Annotated in this window: 28 protein-coding genes and 1 pseudogene; 6 read left to right on the top strand and 23 right to left on the bottom strand. The window is 70.3% G+C overall.

Annotation, left to right across the window (positions count from 1 at the left end; all coding sequences use genetic code 11):
* Positions 1-424: 424 nt before the first annotated feature.
* From ACFV88_RS13545 to ACFV88_RS13480, 14 genes are all read right to left on the bottom strand, one after another.
* Positions 425-1900 carry an ATP-binding protein gene (locus ACFV88_RS13545; protein ID WP_385489795.1) on the bottom strand — a complete coding sequence of 492 codons (1476 nt, stop codon included), beginning with the start codon at positions 1898-1900 and terminating at the stop codon, positions 425-427.
* 3 nt (positions 1901-1903) lie between these two features.
* Positions 1904-2782, bottom strand: a complete 879-nt coding sequence (locus ACFV88_RS13540; protein ID WP_385489792.1) for a bifunctional DNA primase/polymerase — start codon at positions 2780-2782, stop codon at positions 1904-1906.
* 87 nt (positions 2783-2869) lie between these two features.
* On the bottom strand, positions 2870-3559 hold the full coding sequence (locus ACFV88_RS13535; RefSeq protein ID WP_385489789.1) for a hypothetical protein: 690 nt from the start codon (positions 3557-3559) through the stop codon (positions 2870-2872).
* Between the two features lie 11 nt (positions 3560-3570).
* On the bottom strand, positions 3571-4044 hold the full coding sequence (locus ACFV88_RS13530; protein ID WP_385489786.1) for a hypothetical protein: 474 nt from the start codon (positions 4042-4044) through the stop codon (positions 3571-3573).
* Between the two features lie 210 nt (positions 4045-4254).
* Entirely contained in the window at positions 4255-6411 is a 2157-nt protein-coding gene (locus ACFV88_RS13525) for a hypothetical protein (RefSeq protein ID WP_385489783.1), read from the bottom strand.
* A 1-nt stretch (position 6412) separates the two neighbouring features.
* The gene (locus ACFV88_RS13520; protein ID WP_385489781.1) at positions 6413-7117 is read right to left on the bottom strand and encodes a hypothetical protein; all 705 of its coding nucleotides are present in this window, start codon (positions 7115-7117) and stop codon (positions 6413-6415) included.
* A 968-nt stretch (positions 7118-8085) separates the two neighbouring features.
* The gene (locus tag ACFV88_RS13515) at positions 8086-8244 is read right to left on the bottom strand and encodes a hypothetical protein (RefSeq protein WP_385489779.1); all 159 of its coding nucleotides are present in this window, start codon (positions 8242-8244) and stop codon (positions 8086-8088) included.
* Positions 8237-8581: an RRQRL motif-containing zinc-binding protein gene (locus ACFV88_RS13510; RefSeq protein WP_385489777.1), complete on the bottom strand. Its 345-nt coding sequence runs from the start codon at positions 8579-8581 to the stop codon at positions 8237-8239. The genes ACFV88_RS13515 and ACFV88_RS13510 overlap by 8 nt, the downstream gene beginning before the upstream one ends.
* Positions 8578-9468, bottom strand: a complete 891-nt coding sequence (locus tag ACFV88_RS13505; RefSeq protein ID WP_385489775.1) for a DUF2637 domain-containing protein — start codon at positions 9466-9468, stop codon at positions 8578-8580. Before ACFV88_RS13505 ends, ACFV88_RS13510 begins: the two co-directional genes overlap by 4 nt.
* Positions 9465-9728 (bottom strand): hypothetical protein, encoded by a 264-nt coding sequence (locus ACFV88_RS13500; RefSeq protein WP_385489773.1) that lies wholly within the window; start codon positions 9726-9728, stop codon positions 9465-9467. The genes ACFV88_RS13505 and ACFV88_RS13500 overlap by 4 nt, the downstream gene beginning before the upstream one ends.
* Entirely contained in the window at positions 9725-10048 is a 324-nt protein-coding gene (locus ACFV88_RS13495; protein ID WP_385489770.1) for a hypothetical protein, read from the bottom strand. Before ACFV88_RS13495 ends, ACFV88_RS13500 begins: the two co-directional genes overlap by 4 nt.
* Positions 10045-10518, bottom strand: coding sequence for a Pycsar system effector family protein (locus ACFV88_RS13490; RefSeq protein WP_385489768.1), 474 nt, complete (start codon positions 10516-10518; stop codon positions 10045-10047). The genes ACFV88_RS13495 and ACFV88_RS13490 overlap by 4 nt, the downstream gene beginning before the upstream one ends.
* Positions 10515-10892, bottom strand: a complete 378-nt coding sequence (locus tag ACFV88_RS13485) for a hypothetical protein (RefSeq protein ID WP_385489765.1) — start codon at positions 10890-10892, stop codon at positions 10515-10517. Before ACFV88_RS13485 ends, ACFV88_RS13490 begins: the two co-directional genes overlap by 4 nt.
* Positions 10893-11053: 161 nt before the next feature.
* Positions 11054-11503, bottom strand: coding sequence for a protein kilB (locus tag ACFV88_RS13480; protein WP_385489763.1), 450 nt, complete (start codon positions 11501-11503; stop codon positions 11054-11056).
* Positions 11504-12049: 546 nt separating this feature from the next.
* On the opposite strand from ACFV88_RS13480, the gene ACFV88_RS13475 reads away from it, so the two are divergent.
* From ACFV88_RS13475 to ACFV88_RS13465, 3 genes are read left to right on the top strand one after another with little or no spacing between them, the layout of a single operon-like run.
* Positions 12050-12862 carry a GntR family transcriptional regulator gene (locus ACFV88_RS13475; protein ID WP_385489760.1) on the top strand — a complete coding sequence of 271 codons (813 nt, stop codon included), beginning with the start codon at positions 12050-12052 and terminating at the stop codon, positions 12860-12862.
* Complete coding sequence (locus tag ACFV88_RS13470) at positions 12852-13241, top strand: hypothetical protein (protein WP_385489757.1); 390 nt, start codon at positions 12852-12854, stop codon at positions 13239-13241. Before ACFV88_RS13475 ends, ACFV88_RS13470 begins: the two co-directional genes overlap by 11 nt.
* Entirely contained in the window at positions 13238-13900 is a 663-nt protein-coding gene (locus tag ACFV88_RS13465; protein WP_385489755.1) for a YdcF family protein, read from the top strand. Before ACFV88_RS13470 ends, ACFV88_RS13465 begins: the two co-directional genes overlap by 4 nt.
* Positions 13901-14100: 200 nt before the next feature.
* On the opposite strand, the gene ACFV88_RS13460 is transcribed toward ACFV88_RS13465, so the two are convergent.
* From ACFV88_RS13460 to ACFV88_RS13445, 4 genes are all read right to left on the bottom strand, one after another.
* Positions 14101-14958: a class I SAM-dependent methyltransferase gene (locus ACFV88_RS13460; RefSeq protein WP_385489753.1), complete on the bottom strand. Its 858-nt coding sequence runs from the start codon at positions 14956-14958 to the stop codon at positions 14101-14103.
* The gene (locus ACFV88_RS13455; RefSeq protein ID WP_385489750.1) at positions 14955-15281 is read right to left on the bottom strand and encodes a hypothetical protein; all 327 of its coding nucleotides are present in this window, start codon (positions 15279-15281) and stop codon (positions 14955-14957) included. The genes ACFV88_RS13460 and ACFV88_RS13455 overlap by 4 nt, the downstream gene beginning before the upstream one ends.
* 84 nt (positions 15282-15365) lie before the next feature.
* Positions 15366-15560, bottom strand: coding sequence for a hypothetical protein (locus ACFV88_RS13450; RefSeq protein WP_385489748.1), 195 nt, complete (start codon positions 15558-15560; stop codon positions 15366-15368).
* On the bottom strand, positions 15557-16000 hold the full coding sequence (locus tag ACFV88_RS13445) for an ATP-binding protein (RefSeq protein ID WP_385489745.1): 444 nt from the start codon (positions 15998-16000) through the stop codon (positions 15557-15559). The genes ACFV88_RS13450 and ACFV88_RS13445 overlap by 4 nt, the downstream gene beginning before the upstream one ends.
* Positions 16001-16236: 236 nt before the next feature.
* Here ACFV88_RS13445 and ACFV88_RS13440 point away from each other — a divergent pair, with 236 nt between their 5' ends.
* The 3 genes and pseudogenes from ACFV88_RS13440 to ACFV88_RS13430 all read left to right on the top strand — a co-directional run.
* Positions 16237-17526, top strand: a complete 1290-nt coding sequence (locus ACFV88_RS13440; RefSeq protein ID WP_385489742.1) for an XRE family transcriptional regulator — start codon at positions 16237-16239, stop codon at positions 17524-17526.
* A complete protein-coding gene (locus tag ACFV88_RS13435) occupies positions 17523-18059 on the top strand; it encodes a GNAT family N-acetyltransferase (protein WP_385489739.1) in 537 nt (178 codons plus the stop codon). The genes ACFV88_RS13440 and ACFV88_RS13435 overlap by 4 nt, the downstream gene beginning before the upstream one ends.
* An 843-nt stretch (positions 18060-18902) precedes the next feature.
* Positions 18903-19074 (top strand): annotated as a pseudogene (locus ACFV88_RS13430) (IS5/IS1182 family transposase); the annotation flags it as partial.
* 70 nt (positions 19075-19144) lie between these two features.
* On the opposite strand, the gene ACFV88_RS13425 reads toward ACFV88_RS13430, so the two are convergent.
* From ACFV88_RS13425 to ACFV88_RS13405, 5 genes are all read right to left on the bottom strand, one after another.
* Positions 19145-19822: a hypothetical protein gene (locus tag ACFV88_RS13425; RefSeq protein ID WP_385489736.1), complete on the bottom strand. Its 678-nt coding sequence runs from the start codon at positions 19820-19822 to the stop codon at positions 19145-19147.
* 6 nt (positions 19823-19828) lie between these two features.
* The gene (locus ACFV88_RS13420) at positions 19829-19966 is read right to left on the bottom strand and encodes a hypothetical protein (RefSeq protein WP_385489733.1); all 138 of its coding nucleotides are present in this window, start codon (positions 19964-19966) and stop codon (positions 19829-19831) included.
* Positions 19967-20239: 273 nt separating this feature from the next.
* Complete coding sequence (locus ACFV88_RS13415) at positions 20240-20839, bottom strand: hypothetical protein (RefSeq protein WP_385489731.1); 600 nt, start codon at positions 20837-20839, stop codon at positions 20240-20242.
* Positions 20836-21807 carry a hypothetical protein gene (locus ACFV88_RS13410; protein WP_385489728.1) on the bottom strand — a complete coding sequence of 324 codons (972 nt, stop codon included), beginning with the start codon at positions 21805-21807 and terminating at the stop codon, positions 20836-20838. Before ACFV88_RS13410 ends, ACFV88_RS13415 begins: the two co-directional genes overlap by 4 nt.
* A gap of 87 nt (positions 21808-21894) precedes the next feature.
* The gene (locus tag ACFV88_RS13405) at positions 21895-23268 is read right to left on the bottom strand and encodes a hypothetical protein (protein ID WP_385489726.1); all 1374 of its coding nucleotides are present in this window, start codon (positions 23266-23268) and stop codon (positions 21895-21897) included.
* Positions 23269-23347 lie beyond the last annotated feature (79 nt).

Raw genomic sequence — 23347 nt, 5'->3', positions numbered from 1 at the left:
GCGTCGGGTGGCTGGTGTTGTCCGAGGTGGGGATTTCTGCGTCATCGCGTCATCTGCGTCATCTAGGCGTCTGACCTGCTGTTTTCGGTGACGCAGAGGTCTACCGGCTGCGTCACCGGGTGACGCGGGCGTCTGCCCCGGGGTGACGCAGGTGACGCGGGGTGACGCAGGGTTCGGGGCTCTGCGTCACCCTTGTTCCCGCAGGTCGTCGGGGGTTTTGGGGCCGTTGGTGACGCAGGTGACGCAGCGTCTCTCTTCTTAGGAAAAGAGAGGGTGGGTGTCTGTTGTGGTCCGGCCCTCAGGGCTTGAAGAAGGAGCCGCTTCGCGGCGCGTCCTGAGCGCGGCGGCGAGCCGCCGAACAGCAAGAGGAGCACCCGGCGCGTACCGCGTGGTGCTCCTCTTGCTTGTCCCGCACACCCTGCGGTCAGAGCAGGGAGGGCTGCTCGTCGGCCGGGTGGTGGGGGCGGGTCATTTCGATAGACCGGGCGGCCTTGGTGCGGCCCCATTCGATCTGGACACCGCGGGCGGCGAGTACGGGCTGCAACCTCTTGAGGCGGTCGGAGAGGACTTTGCCGGTGGTGGGCCAGCCCTTGGGCAAGGGGCGGAAGTCCCCGTCGCCGGTGTAGAGCAGGGTGAGGGCGTGGAGCCACTCGGCGGACGTCATCCGCGTCGCCGCGCCCGGTTCGAGGGTGGCGGCGTGCTTGAGGACGGTCTGTGCCAACAGGTCGCCCTCGATGACGTCGTCGTTGAGGTCGTCGAGGCTGGCACGGTACGCCTCAAGCGCTCCGAGGCTGGTGGCCGTGTCGAGCTGCGCGCACAGGTGGGCGAAGTCCGCCATGCGCAGGTCGGTGGGAATGTCGGCCCGGGTGGCGCGGACGGTGACGGCCAGATCGAGGACGGACCCGAGGATCACGGGCAGCACCTCAGCGAACTCGGCCCACAGCTCCGCTTCCGTCCGCCGCACCATTGGCCGCTCCAGCCGGAGCGGGAGGAGGCGTTCGGCGAGGTCGGGGCGGATGACGCCGACGTCGATACCGGTGAGCAGGAGGGGGCGCCGGTAGCGGGAGCGGACGACGTCGCCATCGGTGAACAACGCGCGCTTGATGTTCTCCGCCCCCGTGACGACGCAGCACATCAGGTCGGACAGGTCCGGGCCCAGGTGGGAGAGGTTGTCGAGGGCGGTGACCCATCCGGCGGCGACGGCGGTGATCAGGTTCTCCTCGTCCTTCGGTGCGCGTCGCAGGTCGCCGCTCATGCCTTCGATGATCCGCACCAGCATCCGCCCGGCGGTCGACTTCCCTGCCCCCTGGGGGCCGGTGAGGAAGGGGGCGGGGACGGGGACGTCGGGGCCGAGGCAGCCGATCAGCCACGCGAGGGCCAGGGTCTCAGCCCCGGCGGTGGCGAAGTTGCACAACCGCAGCAGAGCGTCGATGCCCTTGCCGTCGGTGTCCTTGACCGGCAGGGGGAGTTCCCCGGTGAGTTGGGTGCGGCGCCAGCAGACCTCGCGCGGGTCGGGGGTGAGGATGTCCCACCCGGTGGGGTGGATACGGACGGACTGGCCGTCGTCCCGCCCGAGGTCGAGCCAGGTCGCCCCGTCGAACCCGGGGGCGACGCGGATGTGCACGGGCTGGACGTCCTCGGTGAGCGCGAGTGCTTCGATCAAGTCGAGTGCCTCCTTCAAGGCCGTGCCGTTGAAGACGCCCATGCCGTCGCGGAACATCTGGGCCATGAGTTCCTGGCGGTGGCTGCCGGTGGTGCCCTGGGAGCGGATCGGGCGGGCGACGGGATGGCCGTTGCGCTGGGCGTAGACGGTGCCGTCGACGGTGCGGAAGTACCGGAAGTGGGCCTGCGCGTAGTCGGTGATGATCTCGCGGGCCGGTGTCTTCTCGTCCTCGGACACCGGCTACATCCCCAGCGCGGTGCGGGCGTTGGACCAGGCGTCCGCGCAGTGCCGGGGCGACTCGCCCTTGACGTGGGCGGCGACGAACAGCCGCTCGACGTGGGCTTCGGTGAGGCAGCCGCACCGGCCGTGGGTGGACAGGACGGCGAGGAAGACCCGATACACGCTGTTGTGGATCGCGCTGTGGGCCTCCGCGATGCCCTGCTCCGCCATGGAGATGCCGCGTTCCAGGTAGGCGGGGGAGCGGTGACGGCACACCCCACCCCGCACCGCCGCGGGAACGGCGATGGTGCCCGGAACGGAGCGCTGAACAGGCTGGGTCTTCACGGCCAGCGCCCGGACGTCGTCTGGCAGGGCGGTGATGGTCCCGGTTCCGTGGCCGCGCCAACGGGCGTAGGCCATGCGCGATTTGATGTCGACGCCGGGCCGGACGGCGTTGGTGGACTGCATCGCACCGCGGTACACCCAGTGCTCGCCTCGCGTGGTGGCGACGGTCCGGGTCGGGGGCAGCTCGGCTTGGGCCCAGGCGACCGCGGCGGGGCTGTCGAGGTCGACCACGGTGAGGTCGGCGCCCCCGGGGTGGTAGGCCACGGACCCCGCGGCCCGCCACGCGGCCGACCACGCGGGGGAGGTCAGGGTGCGCGGGTCGGTGGTGGCGGCGGCCCACCCGTGGCACGGGCGCGGGCACTGGCAGGGCCCGCCGGCCTTCATGTGCGGCCGGTCCCCGCAGGCACTCTCCGTGCAGGAGGGGCAGTTGCCGAACGGGAGCTTCCCCGCCCGCAGGGGCAGCACCGGAACACCGGCTGCGGCGAGGTCGAGCGCGACGACGAGTAGGGGCGGAACCCTTCCGGGGGCTCGCCGAATGTCAGTCGGGTGGGTCATGCTGAGACCTCCACGGTTCAGTTGATAGGTGGATGAGGGCGGCCCCGGTCTTTGGCGAGAGGGGGGCCGCCCTTGCTTGTTGCTGGGTTAGGCGGGGTTCGGTGCGGAGATGACGATGGCGGTGGCGTCGTCGCGGTAGCCGGTCTCGTCCGGCTGTGCGGCGTTGACGAGTGCGTCGGCGAGGGTCTGCGGGTCGGTGGCGTGGTCGCGTACGAGGCGTTCCATCAGGTCCGTGGGGATCTGGTCGTGGACGCCGTCGGTGGTGAGGATCAGCAGGGGGTCGGGCACGTCGGTCTCGCGGGTGGTGGCGACGGTCGCGGAGTGCAGGGAGATGCGGACCCAGTCGCCGTAGCGGGCGGTGACGTCGACCGGCGGGCCGTACTGGCTGACCCATTCGGCCATGGTCTGGTCGGTGGTGTGGAGGGTGAGGCGGTCGCCGTCCCAGCCGTAGGCACGGCAATCACCGACCCAGGCGACGCGAGCACCGGCCGTGTCCACCAGGGCGACAACGGCCACCGCGTCAGCCTCATCACCGTCCAGACCCTCGTCGGCGACGAGGAGTCCGGCGCTGAGGACGCCGGACAGGGCACCGCGGTGCGCGCAGACGCGGGCGGCGGTCTCCGCGAGCAGGGGCACGGTGCGGGAGGTGTGGGGCCCGTGGCCGATGCCATCGATGACGGCGGCTCCGACGGTCCCGTCCGCGAGAACGTACACCCGGGCGGAGTCGGCGTTGTCGAGGGCGGTGCCCTCACGGGTGGCGTGTCCCGTACGAATCATGCGGGTCCTTTTCAGTGGTGGTGGACGGCTCCGTTGGCGCGGCCGAACAGGCCGTTGGCGGTGATGTTTTGGGTGATGTGGGTGGAGGCAGTCGGGGTCTGTCGGGTGGTGCGGAGGATGACGGGGATGGCGATGACCGCGGCGACGAGGAGCGCGGCGGCGGACCACAGGGCATGGGTCATGGCGATCAGTCCCGGGGCGGCGTAGGAGAGGCCGACGCCAGCGGCGGCGATGCCCCCGCCGACGGTGGGCGCGAGGAGCGCGGTGGTCTTGGCCCACGCAGGGATGGGTTGCGGGGCCGTAACCGGAATCTGGGGCGGGGGTGCGGGTTGGGTGTAGGCGAGGGTGCGAACCCCGTTGGGGAGGGTGACCCAGTCGACGCCGGGCGGGATCTCCGCGGGGAGGATCACCGGCCGCCGGGCGGGTACCCCGGGCGGGGTGTGAGGGCGCGTGGTGGTGATCTCGTACGTGGCGTGTTCGTGCACAAGGTGCCCCTTTCGACAGGGCGGGCAGCACCCCGTGTGTGGGGTGCTGCCCGGTGACTTGCTTGTCGTGTGGCTTGTCTTGTCGCTTGTCGTGTGGCTTGTCGCTTGTCTTGTCTTGTCGCTTGTCGCCTCCCAGGTCAGACACCGTTCCCGGGCCTCTCAGGGCCCGCCGGGGGTGTTCCTGCGGTGCGGGGGCGACAGGCGACAAGGTCAGCCGTCGGCGGGGGTGCCGGGGGTGTTGCGGTGGTGGACGTAACGGGTCTTGGTACCCGCACCGATCCGGACCGCGACACCCTCGTCAGCCCATTCCTTGAGCCAGCCGACCACGGTCTGTCGACTGGTGCCGTGCTGCTCGGCGAGTGCGCGGGCGATGGCTGATGCGCCGGTGCCCTCGTGGCCGGCGGCGAGGAGAACGGCGAGCGCGGCCGTGCGGGCTTCGCTGTCGCCCTGCTCGTTGCGGAATGCCGACAGGTTCAACCCCGCGGGCGGCTCCGGCTCCGGCTCGGCCGGGGCCGCGGGTTCGGGGGCGGTGCCGTACTGTGCGTCGATCTGGTCCATGAACGCCCGCACCGCAGCGTCCTCATCCACCCCCGCCGCCCCCGCCGGGGCCGTGGGGGGCTGCCCGGTGCGGTGCGCGGACAGGTTCAACCCACCCGTGCGGGGCGCCGGGGAGATGGCGTTCGTTTCCACGGGCGGCTCGGGCTGGAGGGTGGTGTCGTGCATCCACGCGGTGCGGGTGGTGTCCCAGCGGCGGGTGTAGGCGGGGCCGGCGGCTTTGGCGGACACGTCGTCCAGGCGTGGGTGGAGCGGGGAGGTGGCGTGGACGATGTCGGCGATCTGGTTCGGTGTGATCCGCCATGCCTTGAACAGGCCCGCGGCAGATTCGGGGGTGCCCATGAACCCGGCGCCCTTGTAGGGGGCTTGGGTGACCTTGAGTCCGCGGGAGCCGGGGAACACCTTCGACAGGTCCATGCCCTCGACCTCGCCGCCGGTCAGGCAGACGCGGGTCTTGGCTTCCCGGCGGATCATGAGGTTTCCGAGGACGGAGCCGGTGGCGCCCAACGCGGTGAGGACCGTGCGAATCCCCATGGCGCGTAGAAGGCGGATGACTTCCAGGATCTTGGCCGCGAGCTTCCGCATTCGGGGGTCGTTGCTGGCGAGGATCTCGGCGCCTTCATCGATCACGACCATGATCTGCGGGATCTGCTCGGAGATCGGGAGCAGGTCGGTGTTCGCGCGGGCCATGAGGTCCTGGTAGGCGACCTTGCGGTGCTTGCCGACCGCGACCGCCGCATCGAGCATCAACATCGCTTCCTCGTAGGAGGCGGCGAGCCAGTCGATCCCCGGCCGCACCGCCTCCCCACCACCGAGGGTGGGTCGGACCCAGGGCAGGCCGGCCGACCCGGCGTTGAGGTCGATGACCCAGGTCAGCATGTCCTTGGCGCGGGCGAACGAGGCGAGGACATCGTGGACGAAGTTCGTCTTGCCCGACCCCGTCGGCCCCACGATCAGCGCGCACTGCTCACGCAGGAACGCCCGCACCTCACGGCCATCGGTGCGCACCCCCCACGGCAGGCCGGTGTGGATGGACAGGGGGCTGTAGTCGGTGGGGTAGTGGATCTCCCCGGCGAGCACGTTCACCGTGGTGACGTCGATCAGGACGCGCCCTTGGTTGACGCCCTGAGAGGCAGCCGCGGTGCAGCCGTGCGGCAGACGCGCGTCGGCGGACAACTGCGGGGCGTACTGGGCGATCTTCTCGTGAGTGGTACCGCCCGGAGGGAGTTCAGCGTCGATGGTGAACCCGGTCCCGGTGGGCCACATCTCCACCGCCAACACCCGCAACGTCACCCCACACACCCGCTGCACCCGATCCACCCACTCCGCAGCGATCGCCCGCCGCTCCGCCGACAGCTCACGAGCAACCTGCCGGTCCGCAGCAGCCAGCGCCTCCAACTCGCGCGCTTCTTCGCGCAGGAGGGTGGAGCGGGCGGCGGCGCCGATCCCGACGCCGAGGGTGGCGAGGGACCCGAGAGCGGTCCAGGTGAGGGGGCCGGTGGTCATGGACCATGTGGTCCACCCGGCGCCCACGAGCCAGGATGCGGCTCGCATGCCGATGGTGCGGGCGGCGAGCCGGTCACGGAGGCTGGTGACGGTGTGGCCGATGGCCCCAGCGGTACCAACAACCATGGCCCATGCGGGGGGCATCCCGGCGGCGGCGCCGGTAGTGGCGACGGCGAACGCCCCGGTGGTGGCGGACAGAGCGCCGGTCACGGGTCCGTGACCGGCAGCCCAATCCCACACCGGCCCCTTACCAACCTTGGCCTTGAGCTGGGGCTTGGGGGTGTTGGCCTGTGTGGTGTCGCTCATGTCAGACGTTCCAACCCTTCTCCGCCTCGGGCCCGTTGCGGGGGTCCTCGTGCCGGGCGATGTCCTGCTCGTGGGCCTGCCGGAACAGCGGGCCCATGTCCTCAGCCACCGCCACCGCGCTCATCAACGCCCCATAGATCGCGTCGAACCCGTCCGCAACGACCTTCTCCAACGGGAACTCACTGTCGGAACGCTCCGCGAGCGTCTTCATCACGTTCGCCACCGACATCAACGCGACGGGCAGACCCTCGACCATGGCCAGGATCTCCATAGCCGAATCGGGGTCGTACTGCTGCGCGGCGGTCTCCATCTCCGCGGCGTGCTCCTCGAAGTTGAACCCGGAACCAGTCACGTTCACTCCCTTGGTTGTGGGTACCGGACCCTGCGGACGCTCCGCCTGGTCCCCGATCTCCTCGTCGCTGTCCTCGTCGTCGCCCTGCTCGGCCGCGGCCGTGTCCCGCTTGCTCCGCTCGTCCAAAGCGGCCCGCATCAGGTGCTTGTACAGGCGGCGGCCGGGGTGCTGGAGCCACTGCCAACCGAACTTGCGACCCAACGGCGTCGTGATCAGACCGACCACACCGAGCAACGCGGCCAGCAACGCCGCCAACAGACGACGACCCTGGAACCGAGCCGCCGACCTGCGCAACGCCTGACGCATCCGCTTCCGCGCCGCCGCGGAACGCACCTGCGCTCGGTGCTCCTTCACACGCGCCGCAGCCAACTGGTCACGACCCGACCGGCCCCGCTTCACCAACCGATCCCGAGCAGCACCCGCCCGACCCACACCACGACCCACCGACCGCCCCAACCCACCCCGGCCCCGACCTTGGCCCTGCCTGGGAGTAGAACCGCCGGCGGGGCCGGCGTTGGGCTTCGATCGGGCGGCCCGACGCGCATCCGCGACCGCCCGCCGCGCGTTCGTCGTCTCCGTCCGCCGCTCAGCACGCGACGGCGATGCCGCCCGCTGCTCAGCACGCACCGCACGAAGCTGACCCAGCCGCCCCGGCTGACCCCCACCCCGCGAGGAGGAGACCGGCGTACGGGACGACACGGCACCAGACGACGTCGAGCGGCCCCCGCTCCGACCCTTGGCCACGCTCGGGGGCGAGTGCGGGGTGGTTGTGCGGCCAGCGCCCGTCGACCACGGACCGCTCATGGTCCGGGCGTTGCCCGGGGCACGGCGGCCACGGCCACCGCTCTTGCCACCCCCGCCGGCCGCACCCGACCCGACCGACCTGTTCGACCCGACCGAATTGGTCGGTTTGGTCGGCGGGGTGGGGCCCGTCTTGCGGGGCTGTGTGGGGACGCGCCCGGGGTCCGTCGGGGGCATTTTGGGCTGTGGCGTGGTCTTGGGCGGTGTGGTGGCGCGGGGTTTGGGCGGGGTGTTCCCGCGGTTCTTGCGGCGGCTCCGGGTGGCGACCGTGGTGCCGAGGGCGACCGCGCCGGTCGTCGCGAGAGCGAGGGCCGCCGGGCCACCCGCCAACGCCGCCGCGGCCAGCAACGACGTCGTGGCGTTCGCACCGGTCACCGCGAGCGGAACAACCGGCCACCCACCCGCCGTGTGCCCCGCACCCGCCGTAGCCACAGGCTCAACCGGGCCCGGCACCGAGGGCGGCGGCGGTGTGGTGCCGGGAGCGGGACCGGGTCCCACCACCGGCTGGATCGTCGTGTCAGTCATGCCGCGGACTCCTCGTTGGTGAGGCGGGCGGCGATCTGCATGTTTTCGGTGATGAACCGGTGGTGCTGGTCCGGCGTGCACTCGGGCCGCTCGCAGGCCATGGCTTCGCGGATCACGTCCGCGGCAAGTTGCACAGGCCCTCGGGTGTCACTCATGAGGTCCTCCTAGGCAGGGGGCATCCGCGCAGGGCACGCAGGTGCCGAGCGAGGTGGGGATGACGTAGCCGGCGTCCCTCCGACAGGCGGGGCAGGTGCGGCGGGCGGCGTTCGCCTTGGCGAGCGCCGCCCGGCGGCCCGGGGTCATCGGACGCACCGGGCGGGCCCGGTCGACGCGGTACAGATAGGCCACCAGCGGGCGACGCCGCCAGCGCGGCCGTTCAAGCTGCGCGACGACGTCCTGCCCGCCGGGCCGCAACCCGGCGGCCCGCAGCTGTCGGCGGGTCGCCAACCCCTCGGGCGCGAAGCGCCAGGGGTAGATCGGGAGGGTGCTCACGCGCTCACGCCCGCGGTGTCGAGGGCCCGCAGCTGCGGACGTCCGGGCTCTTCCTCGGCGCGGACGGCGAGGATCTGCTTGCGCGCCCACGACTCGCTCATGCCGAACGCGTCGCCCAGCGCACGCGCACTGAGCGGGCGGCCCGCCTGTGCGGACTCGGTGTACGCACGGCGTGCGTCCTGCCGCGTCCGCTCCAACTGTGCATCCTCGAACTGCGCCTGCCGAAGCTCCCCCTCAGCCGTGGTGTCGTCGGCCGTGCGGATGGTGTGCGGGTCCACGTCCCGCATACCATCCGCACGGTCCGCGACCTGCACAGATGCCGCCTCCAACGCCGGGGCCTCTGCTGCTGGGGCGTCCAGGGTGGGGGGGTGTTCGGTGGGGTGTGTGGGGGTGTGCGGATGGTGTGCGGACGCGTCGCGGTCCGGCCCGCACACCGACTCGACAGGGGCCGTGTCCGGTCGATGGTCCAGGATCTTGGCGACCAGATCGGACCCGAAGTAGATCGCCCCGACCGGCAGGGATGTCGCCAGCAGCACGAGTGCGTAGTTGGCGGGGGGCCAGTCGGCGAGCTTGCCCCAGTCGACCGTGCTGCCGTGGAGTTCGGGCACGAGACCGTGGACGTAGTTCAGCACCAGCGACGCGAGCGTGTAGGTGCCCAGCACCCGCAACGCGAACCTGCGATCAGGCCCGACCAGCACCAGCGTCGCGACCAACGCGAGTGCCATCAACCCGTCGACCACGAAAGGGTAGAGCGTCGCCGCGGTGTCATCCGCGCCGATTGCCCGCGCCACGTCCCGCAACGCGTTCCAGGACACGCGGAACGCCATCGCGACGACAGCGACCAGAGCGAGGACGAGCAGGGTCTTGCCCTTGCGGTTCAGCTTCATGCCGCACCCGCCCCGTCCCTGGGCGGGGCCCCGAACTCGTCCGGATGGAACGACAGCTCCAAGATCCGGGCCCGGGCCGCCTCCAGGTCAGCGGTGGTCTCGGCCAGTTCCTCACGCAGAGCCGCGAAATCGGCCCGCGACGCCCGCGCCTGGCGGGTCAGCTCCCGGACTACGACTCGTGCCATGGCCACGCGCCGCCGCGCCCGCGTGGCGTCTTCCACCAGGGCCCGCAACCGCGCCGCCCGTACGATCCGGATCACGCCGTCACCTCCCGCTCCCCAACCCCGACCAGCAGGACCGCAGCACCCGCGAAGCGGGTGGTCGCGGTCAACGCCCACATGCGGCCCTCGCCCCCGGAGTGGGGCGCCGCGGACACCGTGTACGGGTGGACGTCCAGGGCCTGCCGCCACGCCTCGAACGCGGCCAGCCCATCGCCGCCGTGGAACGACAGCTCCAGCCGGTGCGGGAACAGATCACCGATCTGAACGTCCGGGGCGGGCAGATGCCCGTAGTCCACGGCCAGCACCCGCAGCGCCGCCAACGACGCCGACAAGCCCGCCAACACGGTCGTGTCGCTCACCGGACACCCCCGAGGAAGGTGAGGGCGGTTGCGGTGGCCAGCAGGGCGCCACCCACGGCGATCAAGTCGACCGCACGACGCAACCGCCGGTGCTTGGCCACCGCGATCTGCGACAGGGCCCCGATGCCACGGAGCCGACGGTCGAGGGTGATGTGGGCGAACAGGTCTTCGGGGGTGAGGGTGGCCCAGCACGGGAACCCACCAACCGCGGAACGTGCCAGGACCGGGCGCACCACCCACAACGCCACCGCCGCCGCCATGACCAGGAACACCACACCCGCTCCGCCAACCGCCAGGGCGGACGCCGGTGCTCGGGTCGAGGTGGTACTGGTGGCCACGGTCAGGGCCCCGGCCAGGAGCACCCCGACGAACGCGAGCAGGAGACCCGCCTTTTGGTCGGTGCGGGCGATCTCCGCCCGCACCTCCTCGTGTGCGGAAGCCACCCGCTCATCCAACGTCGACGCGCTCATGCCGCAGTCCCCTTCCGCACCCCGCGGCCACCGCGACCCAGACGGGCCGGGCGGGTGGGGCGCTGGGGGAGGGCGACGACGTTGAACAGGTCGGGGGCGTGGTCCTCGATGATTCGGGCGGCCAGGCGCAGGGTGTCGTCGGCGAGGTGCGGGGTGTCGGCCAGGATGTCCCGGGCCGCGTCCAACCGCGCCTCCCGCTCCCACGGGGACTCGTTCTCGATACCGAGCCACAGATCCACCGGGGTGCCGAGGGCGATTTCGATCTGCTCCAGCGGGGTCTCGTCACCCAGCCACAGGTCCACCGGGGTGCCTATGGCGAGTTCGATGAAGTCGGTGGTGTCAGCGGCCACGTGACCGGCCACAATGTGTTTCACGGGTTGTTCCTCTCAGGCGGAACGGCTCGTGGCGGCCCCGGTGTTTGCCCACCGGGGCCGCGCCGTTCAGGAGGTGCCGCCACACGAACGTGGGCGGGAGAAGGACCGCGTGATCGCGGTCGGTGCCCCGGGCCGGATCTGATCCGACGCCCGGTGAAGGGTCAGGTGGTGCAGGCGGCGGCGCGGACCAGGTCGCCCGTGGCTGCGATCGCCGCCGCGCGCAACCGGTCCAGGTCGTGCTGGTCGATGGCGCCGCGCAGGGCGTAGACCGCCGTGGTTGCGGTGCCCGCGGCGGTAGCGAGGGCGGGGGCCAGGATCTCCACGGTCACCAGCGGCGCGGAGATCGCCGACCGAGTGCCGTGCGAGTCAGCCCGGGCCGTGTCGTACTCGACCGCGGGGGCACCAGACAGCCGCAGGGACTCCCGCATCCACATCGCGCGGCGGTGGTCCGCCAACGCGGCGACCAGAGCGGCAACCGCGGCGATCCGCTCCCGCCGGTCCAGATCAGCATGAGCGGCCCGACGCTCCGCCCGAGCCCCATGCTGCTGAAGCAACGCCGTGGTCACCGCACCCAACAAGGTGCCCGCCACGGCGAACAGAGCAATGATCATCACAACCCCCTACGGGGCCGGTACCTCCGGCTCCCCACACGTGACCCGAACCCGCCCAGCGGGGTCGGGCCACGGAGGCAACCGCCAGCACCCAGTGCTGGAACCCTGACCGCCGACGCCCGGGGAACTCCCGGAACGACCGCAGTAGGGGGATGACACGAAGGGCTAGCCGTCCATGCCGGTCCAGCATGAAGGCGCCCAGATCATTCGCTGAGTCATTCGCTGACCCCTCTCGAACGAGCGGACAGGGATGCGCGGTCTTTCACCCGCGCGGCCGTCACTTACAGGGAGACGGCTCAGAAACCCGCACACTGTTCAGTTCTCAAGGAACAAGCACTCCCCGACGAGCGCGGTAACCCCTGATCAGGGGCTCCTGATCCTTCACAGGACAGGACCCGCCGGGCGCTTCCGAAGCAGCCCAAAGAGGACCCCTTCCGACCCGCTGTCCTAGGACTGCGGCTCATGAGAAGACGATGACGCACAGTCCCAGGACTGTCAACAGTCCTGGGACTGTGTTTGACTGGAGCTGTCGAGAGGAGTCCTGCAATGGCGCCGAAGTGGCGAGAGCTGGCGGACAGGTTGGCCGGGAGCATCAAGAACGGCGACTACGCGCCGGGCGAGCGGCTCCCGCACATCAGGGACTTGGTGGAGGCGGGGGAGGGCTCCAAGTCCACGGTCCACGCGGCCTACAAGGCCCTTGAGGCCGAGGGCCTGGTGACCTCATCGCGGGGTCACGGAACCGTGGTGCGGCAGCAGACCCCGCTTAAGCGGCTCGGTATCGCTCGGTACGACAAGGCCAAGTGGCGCGACGGTGACGAGGTGGCGTTCATTGCCGACCGGGTTGCCTCTGGACGCGCGTACCGACGCGGCGAGCAGACCCAGTCCGTGAGCCGCGTCGAGGCGCCTCCGGCCGTCGCCGCAGCTCACGGACTACCGGCCGGCTCCGAGGTCTACGCCCGAGCGCGCCTGGTGAAGGAGGGCGAGCAGCCGACGCACACCCTGACCAGCTACTACCGGCCCGAGCACGTCGAGGGGACGAGGATCGTCAACCCGACGCCCGGACCGGCCGGCCGAGGCGGCGGCTTTCGAGTCCTGTACGACGCGGGATACGAGATCGACCACATGAAAGAGGAGCTGTCCGCGCGCGTCCCCACCTCCGAGGAAGTAAAGCTGCTCCAGCTCCCACCCGGCGAACCCGTGGTCGAGCTGCATCGGACCACGTACACGGCGGATGGCACAGTGGTGGAGTTCGCCATCGGTGTGCACGCCGCTACCCGCTTCGCGTGGGAGTACGACTTCAAAGTCCCCGATTCCGCCCACGCCCAGAAGACCGACGAAAGAGGCTCCAGTGCCGAGTGAAGGAAGGCCGCAGCCGATCGATACGGCGGTCATCGCGACCCCCGACGACATCCCCACCGCCGATCTTTGGCTGTTGGCGGACCGCCGGGAGCGCCACACTGCGGGTATCACTGGACGGAGCGCAAGCGACGCTCCGGCTGGGGACGCCCTCGCCGCACTCGCCCTCGGCACTGCGATCCGCCGTGTCCTTGACGATCAGGAGCAGCATCTGGTCCGTGAGGGACTGCGGCACGGCGCGACGTGGGTACAGCTCGCCGGGGCGCTCGGCGTGGGCGATCCGGAACAGGCGCGGGTGGCATTCAGGACGTGGTCCCAACAGCTTCCGGACGACGAGGCCGCCGAAGCGCTGCGTCTCGCGGGAGACGGGCGGGGCGAGTGATCTCGGTACAGGCATGGGAAGACGCACGACTCGTCTGGGACTACCACCAGATGCACCACGCCCCGACGCCCTGTTCGGTCGCCATCGGCCTCGGCAGCCATGACCTGAGCGTCGCCACAGCCGCATCCGAAGCGTTCAAGACGGGCTTGGTCCCTCTGATCGTGTTCACCGGGGCCAACAGCCCGACGACCCGAACCCGCTTTCCCGACGGTGAGGCCGTCGCCTACCGGGAACACGCGCTCAAGCTCGGGGTGCCGGACAGCGCGATCCTCGTAGAGCCGACCGCCACGAACACCGGGCAGAACATCACCTGCTCACGGGAGCTCCTGGAGGCGAAGGGCGTCGACGTGTCGTCGGTCCTGCTCCTCTCCAAGCCCTACGAGCAGCGACGGGCGTACGCGACCGCACGCAAGCTCTGGCCCGGCGTCGAGGTTGTGTGTGCCTCGTCGCCCATGGAGCTCCCCGAGTACGTCGACAGCATCGGTGACGGCCGACTCGTGATCGACATGCTCGTGGGCGCGCTCCAACGGCTCGTGATCTACCCACAACAGGGGTTCATGATCAAGCAGGACGTACCTGAGGACGTCATGAAGGCGTACGAGCGGCTGTGCCGAGACGGCTTCACGAGCCGTCTCATGCCCGCGGGCGCCCGCCGCTGATCATTTTCCACGGTGCCCTGGGGGCGACGGCAATAGTTGACGGCAACAGAGCTACACAACGCCGTACAACGGCGGCCCCCCTGCACCCCCAAGGTCCCGACCGGGGCGCAAAGCCCTGGTCCGGGCGGTGCCGGGGGGAACTTGTAAAGCGAAGGTCGTCGGTTCGAATCCGACAGGGGGCTCTCCCGCATCACCTGCGCCTACGCCCCCGGGGTCCCACCGACCACGGGGGCGTTTCGCGTGTGCGGACGGGGTCGGGGGCGGGTGGCGGTGATCGCCTCGGTGCGGATGACCTCGTCGAAGCGGCCGTCGGGGCGGGAGGCGAGGAGGGCGGTGCGGAGGTCGCGGGTGAAGGCGTCCTGGTGCTCACCGAGCTGTGCGGGGCTGGAGTAGGAGAGGCTGAGGACGTACCCGATCACCTCGTCCACGGTGCGGGTGAGGGTGCGGTCCCAGTGGGTGGTCTCGACGCGGCAGAACGGTGAACGCTCCAGTACTTGTCGGTGGCGTTCCGTGGGGTGGCTGTACGTGCCGGAGCCGGCTCGGCGCTCGGGGCCGAGGTAGCGGGTGCGGACGTCGGCGACGACGTTCAGCCAGGGGGCGGGTTCCAGGTCGCCGGGTGCGCCCCCGGAGACGATGACGACGGCGCCGCCGGGCTCGGTGATCGGGTCGAGGTCCCGTAGGACCTGGTCGCGGTCCATCCAGTGGTACGCGGCGCCCATCACGGTGAGCAGGACGGGCGGGAGGTTCATGCGGGGGAGGGTGGTGGAGTCGCCCTGTCGCCAGTCGACGGTGGTGATGCCGCCTTCGGCGGCGAGGCGGCGGGCTTCCGCGAGCATGCCGGGTTCGGGGTCGACGGCGATGACCTCGGCGACGTGGGCGGCGAGCGGGAGGGCGAGGACTCCGGTGCCGGTGCCGAGGTCCAGGACGCGTTGGTTGCCGTCGAGGTGGAAGCGTTCGGCGAGGAATGCGTAGAGGGCCGGGTCGTACCCGGGGCGGTACCTCGCGTAGTACGGGGCGGTCGAGGCGAAGAGTTCGGCGGGGTCGCGGTGCGCGGTCATGCGGTCAGCTTTTCGTTCGTCCGGTCGAGGCGGAACGGGGAGCCGGGCATGGTCGGAGTCCACCCCTTCCGCAGGGCGATCCGTACGGCTTCGGCGACGTCGGCCGGCAGTACGGCGCTGGTCTCGTGTCCTAGCCAGTTGCTCGGGTGGGGCCGGTCGGTCGTGACCACGAGCGTGGACCCCGGAACGTCAGCGAGTTCGACCGCGAACGCGCACGGGGTCCAAGCCAGGGCCTGGAGGTACGTGGGTCTGCTCCGTACGCGCCAGCGGTATGCTGTGCCGTCGATGACGATCCGACGCGCCCCCTTGCGGACCAGTGCCAAGGCTCCCCCTTCGACGCGATGATGCTAGCGAGGACCGCCGCGCCGGGCGGTCCTCGGCAGTGGCGCACGGGGGTGGACCCCGCTTCAACCGGCGGACCGACAGGCCGGTGCGCACGCCCAGAGTTGGAACGGGAATCCGAGGTGGTGCGCCTCGCCCAAGCGCTGGCCGTTCGCGCCCAGCGGGCGGGCGCAGAGGGCGCACTCCATGGCCATCTGCTGGTGGGGACGGAGGTGGGCGACATCTGGTAGCGCCAGGTGCGCCGCGGTCGGGTCCTTCACTCGTCACCGCTGACGTGGATCTCGGCCCACACTTCTTTGCACCACGGGTGTCGGCCCCGACGGTGCAGGTCGTAGCCCCATCGGTCGGCGACCGCGTCGATGAGGAGGAGTCCGCGGCCGGACTCGTCCTCATCGCAGGTCGGGCCGAGCGTCGGCAAGCGCGACGGCTCCCGGTCCACGACGCCGACCCGGACCCAGGCCGCTCCCGGACGTCGAATGATGACGCGGACCTCGGGGCAGGGGGTGTGTCTGGTTGCGTTCGCGATCAGCTCCGTGACGACCAAGCCGGCACGGTCCGCGAGATCGCTGAGACGCCATAGGGCGAGTAGCCCTCGAACGAGCATGCGTCCGGTGGAAGCCGTGGACGGTTCGCAGGGGAAGGTCTGACTGTACGTGGGGCTGCCGAGGTGAACGGCCTGTGGTGTTCTCGAACTCGTCATCGAGGCGGAGCTTTCGTCTTGTCTCGGTGCCAGGCACACCTTTGGCAACGCCTTCGGGTGGCCGAGCCGTCAACAGCCGCCCGAAAGGCGAATGGTATGGGCGGCCAGTACCTAGACAACTCCTCTCCAGCAGACACTGGTTAGGGGACTCGTACGTCCGCTGCGTGCTTATACCTAGGAGGTTTTGGCACTTCCTTTGCGTGCTTTGTCGGGATTGGAGGAGCTACCGTGCCGGGATGGAGAACATCCGCAACGTCGTGCTTGAGGCGTGGATGACCGAGCACGGATACAGCTCCAACAGCCTTGCCGAGGCCGTGAACAAAGCGACCGAGCAGCTGTCGGGGCGTCCCGGAGGACACGACGGTTCATCGGTGCGGGGGTGGAAGTCGGGCCGGGTCCGGTGGCCCAAGTCGCTCACCCGCGCCGCACTTGAAGACGTCACCGGCTTATCCGCGATCGCCCTGGGATTCGTGCCACGGGGGCGGCCTGCGCCGGCTCCGGTCCCACCGCAGCAGCAAGAGGAGGACCCAGACATGAAGCGTCGAACTCTCGTCGGCGGCCTGGCGGCAGCTGCCGTGTCGACCACCGCGCCCAGCTCCACATCGACGCGCCGCATCGGCATGAGCGACGTCAGCCGGCTGAACGAGCGCTTCGCCGGCATCGTGGTGAGCGACCACCGCCATGGAGGGCAACTCGGCATCGAACAGGAAGCAGCCGCGCTCGCCGAGGAGGCGCTGGACCTCCAGAACGCCGGGAGCGCGACGCAGCGCGTGCGTAGCGGTCTCTACGCGTCCGCGGCGGCGTTCCGTTCTTCGGCGATGTGGGCCGCCATCGACGGTCGTCGCTACGAGGTAGCCAAGGCGCATATGCGCGAGGCCCAGGCGCTTGCCGAGTTGTCCGGTGACCAAACGATCAAGTTCCGCATCTGGAGCCACGCAGGAACCATGTACCGACACCTGGGCCGTCCCGCGGAGGCCCTCGCCGCCAACGACGTCGCCCGCAACCTGCACCTCACCCGGCGGGACCCGCTGTTCGCTTCCCTGGGCCTGGCTCGGCAAGGAGCCATCCACGGGGTGGAGCAGAATCGGACCGGCGCTCGGCGCGCCATTGAGCAAGCGCAGGAGGCCATGCTGCGCGCCAACAGGGCCGACGGTCGACCGGTATGGATGCTTGCCTTCTACGATCAGGCTGAACTGGATTCCCTCGCTCTCTTTGCCTATTCGGCGCTCGGTGAGTACCCGACCGCCGAGTACCACGCCCATCGTTGCCTGGCGTCTCTTCGACCTCACATGGCCAGGTCCCGAGCCATTGCCACGACCAGACTCGCACGAGCCCAGCTCGCACAGGGAGCACCCGAGGCCGCAACGGTCACTGCAATGAAGGTCCCCGCTCAAGCCGCCACCCAGCACGCCCGGGTAGCTCGCATGCTTCAAGAGTTCGGGATTGCATTGCGCGCCACCGCGCCGGCTACTTCCGTCGTGCGGACCTGGACTGAGCACGTGGCCACCTGGAAGATGACCGCATGAGCAAGGCGTCTGTCATCGAGCTGCGTACCTTCACCACCCTCGCTCCTGCCCGCGGGGACCTCCTCGACGTGTACGCAGATGTGCGCGCTCCACTACTCCATCTGCCGAACTACGCGCTCAACACATTCGGCGAGCGTTTGGACCGGCACGGCATGGAACCGGGCTTTGTTGCGGTCCTCGCATATGTGGACGGGTGTCCGGTTGGCTACGCCTATGGCAACACCATTGAGCATGGTGATCGCTACTGGCAGCGCTCCACACCAGCGCCAGCAGAGAAGTACACCGCGCGTCCTGCGGTGGCCCTGAAAGAGATTGGCGTACGTACGGCCTGGCGGAAGACCGGCACCGCTCGCCGCATCCATGATGCCCTCCTTGCTACCAGCGGCGAGCCGTACGTCACCCTCATGGTCAACCCGACCGCCGGGGACGGAAAGGTCCATGCGCTCTACAGGTCATGGGGCTACGAGGACATCGGGTACAGCCAGCCGTCACCGGCCTCGCCGAGGCTGACCGTGATGGTCCGCTCCACATAGGTCCGCGGGCGCGCTCCGGCCTGGCCTGTCCCTGTGGCGGGCCGCCAAACTACTGAACGATGCCCATCGCCGGCTTCGCTTCTGGCGCCCCGCTCTCAGGGCTGTCGCGTTAATCCCTGGCTGCGTAGGCGTGGGGCTGGCACGATGCCGGTCATGACGGCAATCCGAAGGGCCGATGCCGCGTAGACGGCCTGGCGACCTGCGCGCCCAGCACCATGGTCCTCGCGTTTGGGGGGATCCGCCGCCGACTCGGATCCACGGGCTCTCCGCCCATACCAGCCTGGCAATACACCGAGCAGAGCGCCTCTCGGGTGACTACTACGTCTTCCCTGGTGCCACGGCCCGCGCACTGCGGCGATATCAAGCGTTCCTGCAGCCGCCGGGGCGGCGGCCCTTGTATCCCCAGGACTCCCACTGCTCATGCCGCGGCTGCTCCTTCGATGATGTGCGTCATGCCCGTGACGTGCTCGAAGAAGTTCTGCTGGAGCTGCCCTTCCGGTCCCGCGCCGAACTGAAGCACCGGGTCGCCTCCCTGGACGCCAAGTACCTCGACCGAACTCTGCCTGATCCCTTCGCCGATCGTCGGCAGTGGCGTGCTGACCTTTGGTGGCGGCGCCGTCTCACGGTAGGCGGAGAGGCGATGTGAGCTTCGTGGCCCGGGGCCGACACTGCGAGGATCACCGAGGGACTGGTGTGATCACTGCTTCGGAGCCTTCCTAGATAGCCCTGTTTACCGGGCTCAGCCCACAGCAGTTCGGCAAGCTGGTGACGGTGCTGTGACGCGCAGGTGCGGACGCGGTTCGCAAAGGCCGGTTGTGGAGCCTTCCGCTGAAGGACCGGACCTGGAAGCAGGAACACAACAAGTCCCACAAGCAGGTCCAGGCCCGTGTCGAGCACGTCTTCGTTCGGATGAAGACCTGGAAAATCGTCCGCGACTGCCGCCTCAAAGGAGCCCGGCGTCCCCTACACCGTGCTCAGCATCGCACGGATGCATAACCTCGACCTCGCCGGATAGGCCAGAGGGCCCGCACGGTGGGCCACCTTGCCCGAGACAACTCGGAGATCATTTGCAGGACAGCCCTTAGCTAGACGATCCGAAGGACGGCCGAGGCTGCCTGCCCCTCGCCGAGTTCCCACCCCGCGACCGTATGGTGGCCGGGCCGCTCGCCGAACCAGTCGAGCATCGGCGGACACGAATTGGCACCCGGCCCGCGGTAGAAGGCGCCGCAGCCGCGGGCCCAATGCGCGGTCAGGCAGAGCAGGCTCAGATGCTCACGGAGCGCGAGGTTAGGAACCGCACCCAGCCTCTCCTCCCAGTCGGGCTCCACCTCGGCCCCCTCCTCCAGCGTGACCAGGCGCTCTGGACCCCCCGTTGTCCAGGTGGCGGCCCGCATCGCATCGAACAGCGTCCCATCCGTCCTGATCCGCAGCAGCAGGATCGGCATCACCTCGTGCCTGTCGATACCGGCCACCTCTTCGCCGTGCTCGGCGAGCACCCGCGCGAAGTCCGCTCCGGACACGGGGACCCGACCCTGCCCGTCGGCGGCCGCGGCCTCCGACAGCGTTGCGCCGAGCACCGCGCCGAACGCCTCCTTGCCGAACAGCCAGACCGACTGCCCCAGGTCGATAGACCACTGGCCCCATCCGAACGGGCTTTCGTCGTCCTCCAGATACCGGGCGCCGTCGACCGGCTCACCGCGCGCGACGGCGCCCCGGTCCAGCTCACCGCTGACGAGGTCGTCGAAGATCTCGTACGACAACATCTCGTCTCAGTGGACGAACACGTACTCCGCACCGGCGTCGAACTCCGGCAGCGGCCGGTCCAGCAGAACACCGAAGGCATGAGCCAGCGACGACTCCCAGTCGTCACCGGCTGGAGGAATGGGGAGAGGGGGCATCACGTTCATGGCTTTCGTCGTGCAAGCCGCGACACGGCGGCGGTGGCACGGCTGCCGCCACGACCCGGAACAGGTGGATCACCAGTAACCCTAGGATCAACGGGCCTTGTTCAGGGTCCCGTTCGCCGAACTCAGATTCTTCAGGTTCGAGCGGGCCGATCGAAACCCGTGAACCCGTACGGAGCGGTGGATTCCGGCGGCCCGTGGCACGGCGGGGCTGTCCGGACCGGCGACCGACCGTGCGGGACCAGGAATCGACCCGTCGCGGCGCGGGTGTGAGGGTCAGGTGATTCTGGTGCAGGTGTCGTCCAGGTCGCAGCGGGGGTGGAGGCCCGACCACTGGCCGGGGACGTCGTGCGTGCCGCGGGCGAACCAGGCCACCGCGTCGCCGCGTTGGAACGTCAGCCCGCCTTGTTGGAGGACGGGTCGAGCCTCCAGCAGCCGGGCGAGGTCGGTGCCGTCGAACACGAACTCGTCCCGCCACATCGTGACGATCTCCAGGGCGGAGCACTCGGGACACGGGGCGGTGTTGAAGTGCTCGGGCGAACCCTCGAACTCCAGGAGCGCGGCGAGGCGGGGGGCGTCCTGGTCGCAAGCCGCACGGTAGACCGGGTCGACCGCGGACCGCCAGGACTTGCGGGCGTCGCGCGCGGCAGCCGCGGGCAGCCCTGCGCCGACCTCGCCCAGGTTCGCCTCCGTGCACGCCGGGGACTTCCGCTGCGGAGACGGAGAGGGTGGCGTTCCCGGGGCCGGTGGCGCGGAGCGGTCCGCGTGCTCGTTGCGTTCGAGCGTGCTGAGGGCGACGACGTACGCGAGGAGGAGGGCGTTGATGGCCAGGAGGGCGCCGATGGGCCACGCCCAGCGGGGGTGGCGGGGGGTCATCCGCAGTCCTTGCTCGCCGGGCGGGTCTGACAGAGCGAGAAGCCCTTGTGGAACTCGTAGACGCGGGGGTACTTGAGGTTCTTGCGGTCCTGGCTGCCGTTGAGGGCGGTGAGTCGGAAGGGGCTTCCGCGGTCGTCGATGACGGTGGTCTTCGTCCGGTCGCCGAGCATGTAGGTGACCTTGAGGCGGAAGGCGACGTAGTGGCGCTTGGTTTCGGTGCGGATCAGGACGACCTGTTGCTTGCCGCCCAGGAGGCTGATCGTCCGCTGGGCGAAGAAGGGTTTGCCGGGGGCCAGGGTGTTGCGCTTCTCGTCGAATCCCGCGTCCCGGGCGAGGGGGCGTGGGCGGTCCAGGTCGAACATCATGTTCATCGTGGGGCTGCCGCCCTGCGGCGGGGCGTCGAACAGCGTTCCCGACCAAGGCCGTTCGCGTTTCACGATCTCGGGCGTGATGTCGATGATGTTGATCAACTGGCTGCGGCGGCTGGTGAAGACGACGCGCACGGTCAGCTTGTCGACGTTGACGGCGCCCACCGCGGCGAGCCTGCCGTCGAACTCCGGTGAGGCCGCCACCATCGGGCGGGCGAGGAAGCGCCGTAACGACGCGTCGGGACGGTGGTCCTCGCGGGTGGCCCTGCTCATGCCCTCGTCGTCGAGTTGGACCTTCGCCACGGCCGTTCCGAGGTCGGGGCCGGAGCGGAGGTCGTCCTTGACCGAGGACTTGTCGAAGAGTAGCCACGGGAGTCCGCTGAGCCAGGCGCCGAGTGCCGCCCCGAGCACGACCGCCGCCAGGCCCGCCAACCACATCCTCCCGCTGACGCGTCCGGTGGCACCCGTCGGATCGGGTCCGGCCTCCTGGGTACCGGCCGGGCCCTCGTGCGGGGGGCGGCGTTGCGCGGCGCGGGTCGTCGCCCGGCCCTGTCGTCGGGCCAGCGGACCGCGCCGCTCATCGGTCGATCTTCGGGGCACCGCGCCGTTCCTTCCCGCCGGACGTACCGGCGAGGGTCGGGCCCCGGGCGGGTCGGCCGGGGCCGGGTGTTCACGGACGTGGCGGGTTCACGCCGCCTTGAGCGCGGCGATCTCCCCGGCCCGGTCGGCGAGCCGGGCCACCGGCCGGGCCCGCGCGTGCCGCCGCACCACGCCCCGCAGGGTACGGAAGTGGCCGTCGGCCCGGGCACTGCTCACGTGTTCGTACTCGTCGAGGAACCGCCCCCAGCTGTGACACGCCGCGTCGAGGTGCCCCAGGGCGAGTTGGCGCTCGGCGAGCACCGCGTACGCATGGGCCCGGCCCTGCCGCTCCTGCACCGGCTGGTGCTTGATCGACTGCTGGAGGACGCGGATGCTGCCCTGGAGGTCCCGTTCCTCGTGGAGCACGTGCGCCACGTGGAACAGCCAGGCCGTACGGTCGTAGCCGCCGATCGACTCCCGCCTGTTGTCCGCCCGGGACAACGCGTCCTCGGCCTCGCGCAGTCGGGTGTGCGCGAGGCCGCGGTCGCCGACCATCGCCGCCGCGTGCGCCTGTTGGCCGCGGAGGAAGGCGACCAGTCTGGGCGCGGCCGAGGGCGCCGCCTCGGCCGCCGAGTCGGCCAGTTCCAGGGCCTTGCGGCCGTGGCCCAGGTTCGACGCCTGCAAGGACATCCCGCGCAGGGTGCGGCAGTACGTGACCTGGTCCTCCGCCTCCTGCGCGAGGCCCAGGGCCCGTACGTAGTACTGCTGGCCCAGACCGTGGGCCTTCTCGTACATGGCCATCCAACCGGTGAGGTACGCCAGGTCGGCCGCCGCGGCGAGCATGTCCTTGCGGACCGGTTCGGTGGCCTGGGCCTTGAGCCAGGGGCCGACCGTGTTGACGAGGAACGCGGACGCCATGGGCATGGCGTGCGCGGCGCCCAACTCGTCGAGGATGTCGGCGATCCGGTCGGTCATGGTGCGTACCGACCAGACCTGGGAGGTGCCGATCCGGACGGTGCGGTGCCCGGGTCGCCAGGTCGTCGCGGGTCGGTCGGCGGCGTGCGCGGGGAGCGTGAACGCGGGCAGGGTGAGCGCGGCCGAGAACACGGAGGCCGCGAGCACCCCCCGCCGGGACGGGTCCATCGTGGCCCGGCCCAGCTCGATCAACTCCTCCACCGCGTCCCCGGTGGCGCCGGCCCCGCCGGCCGGTGCGGCGCGTTCGGCGGGGGCGAGCCCCGCCTCGGCATGGGTCACCGGACGGCCCAGCTGCGCGGACAGTGCCTCCACGATCAGGGCCCTGACCTGCGGCCTCGGTGCCGTGCCGGCGATCCAGTGCGCCACCGCCGTGCGGTCGTACGTCAGATTCAACCCGGCCTGCGGGCCGAGCCGGTTGACCTGCTGCGCGAGTTGCGTCCGCGTCCATCCGGCCTCGTCGAGCAGCCGGGCGAGGTTGGGATTGGGGGTGCGCTTCCTCGTGGCCATGACCTCAACTCCCCGTGCCGATCTGGGTGTTCACGGTATTCACGGTCCCACTGGTCTCCAACGGTACCGGTGAACACCG

Origin of the sequence: Streptomyces sp. NPDC059816 (assembly GCF_042732055.1) — a bacterium.
Taxonomy (GTDB): Bacteria; Actinomycetota; Actinomycetes; order Streptomycetales; family Streptomycetaceae; genus Streptomyces.
Note: the sequence above shows the minus strand (reverse complement) of the source record. Positions and strands in the feature narration are given on the sequence as shown.

Excerpts from the sequence above, each read along its gene's own strand:
- ACFV88_RS13540 (WP_385489792.1), bottom strand. The coding sequence starts at position 2,782 with ATGACCCACCCGACTGACATTCGGCGAGCCCCCGGAAGGGTTCCGCCC.
- ACFV88_RS13535 (WP_385489789.1), bottom strand. The coding sequence starts at position 3,559 with ATGATTCGTACGGGACACGCCACCCGTGAGGGCACCGCCCTCGACAAC.
- ACFV88_RS13525 (WP_385489783.1), bottom strand. The coding sequence starts at position 6,411 with ATGAGCGACACCACACAGGCCAACACCCCCAAGCCCCAGCTCAAGGCC.
- ACFV88_RS13515 (WP_385489779.1), bottom strand. The coding sequence starts at position 8,244 with ATGAGTGACACCCGAGGGCCTGTGCAACTTGCCGCGGACGTGATCCGC.
- ACFV88_RS13505 (WP_385489775.1), bottom strand. The coding sequence starts at position 9,468 with ATGAAGCTGAACCGCAAGGGCAAGACCCTGCTCGTCCTCGCTCTGGTC.
- ACFV88_RS13490 (WP_385489768.1), bottom strand. The coding sequence starts at position 10,518 with ATGAGCGCGTCGACGTTGGATGAGCGGGTGGCTTCCGCACACGAGGAG.
- ACFV88_RS13480 (WP_385489763.1), bottom strand. The coding sequence starts at position 11,503 with ATGATCATTGCTCTGTTCGCCGTGGCGGGCACCTTGTTGGGTGCGGTG.
- ACFV88_RS13475 (WP_385489760.1), top strand. The coding sequence starts at position 12,050 with ATGGCGCCGAAGTGGCGAGAGCTGGCGGACAGGTTGGCCGGGAGCATC.
- ACFV88_RS13460 (WP_385489753.1), bottom strand. The coding sequence starts at position 14,958 with ATGACCGCGCACCGCGACCCCGCCGAACTCTTCGCCTCGACCGCCCCG.
- ACFV88_RS13445 (WP_385489745.1), bottom strand. The coding sequence starts at position 16,000 with ATGACGAGTTCGAGAACACCACAGGCCGTTCACCTCGGCAGCCCCACG.
- ACFV88_RS13440 (WP_385489742.1), top strand. The coding sequence starts at position 16,237 with ATGGAGAACATCCGCAACGTCGTGCTTGAGGCGTGGATGACCGAGCAC.
- ACFV88_RS13435 (WP_385489739.1), top strand. The coding sequence starts at position 17,523 with ATGAGCAAGGCGTCTGTCATCGAGCTGCGTACCTTCACCACCCTCGCT.
- ACFV88_RS13425 (WP_385489736.1), bottom strand. The coding sequence starts at position 19,822 with ATGTTGTCGTACGAGATCTTCGACGACCTCGTCAGCGGTGAGCTGGAC.
- ACFV88_RS13420 (WP_385489733.1), bottom strand. The coding sequence starts at position 19,966 with ATGAACGTGATGCCCCCTCTCCCCATTCCTCCAGCCGGTGACGACTGG.
- ACFV88_RS13415 (WP_385489731.1), bottom strand. The coding sequence starts at position 20,839 with ATGACCCCCCGCCACCCCCGCTGGGCGTGGCCCATCGGCGCCCTCCTG.
- ACFV88_RS13405 (WP_385489726.1), bottom strand. The coding sequence starts at position 23,268 with ATGGCCACGAGGAAGCGCACCCCCAATCCCAACCTCGCCCGGCTGCTC.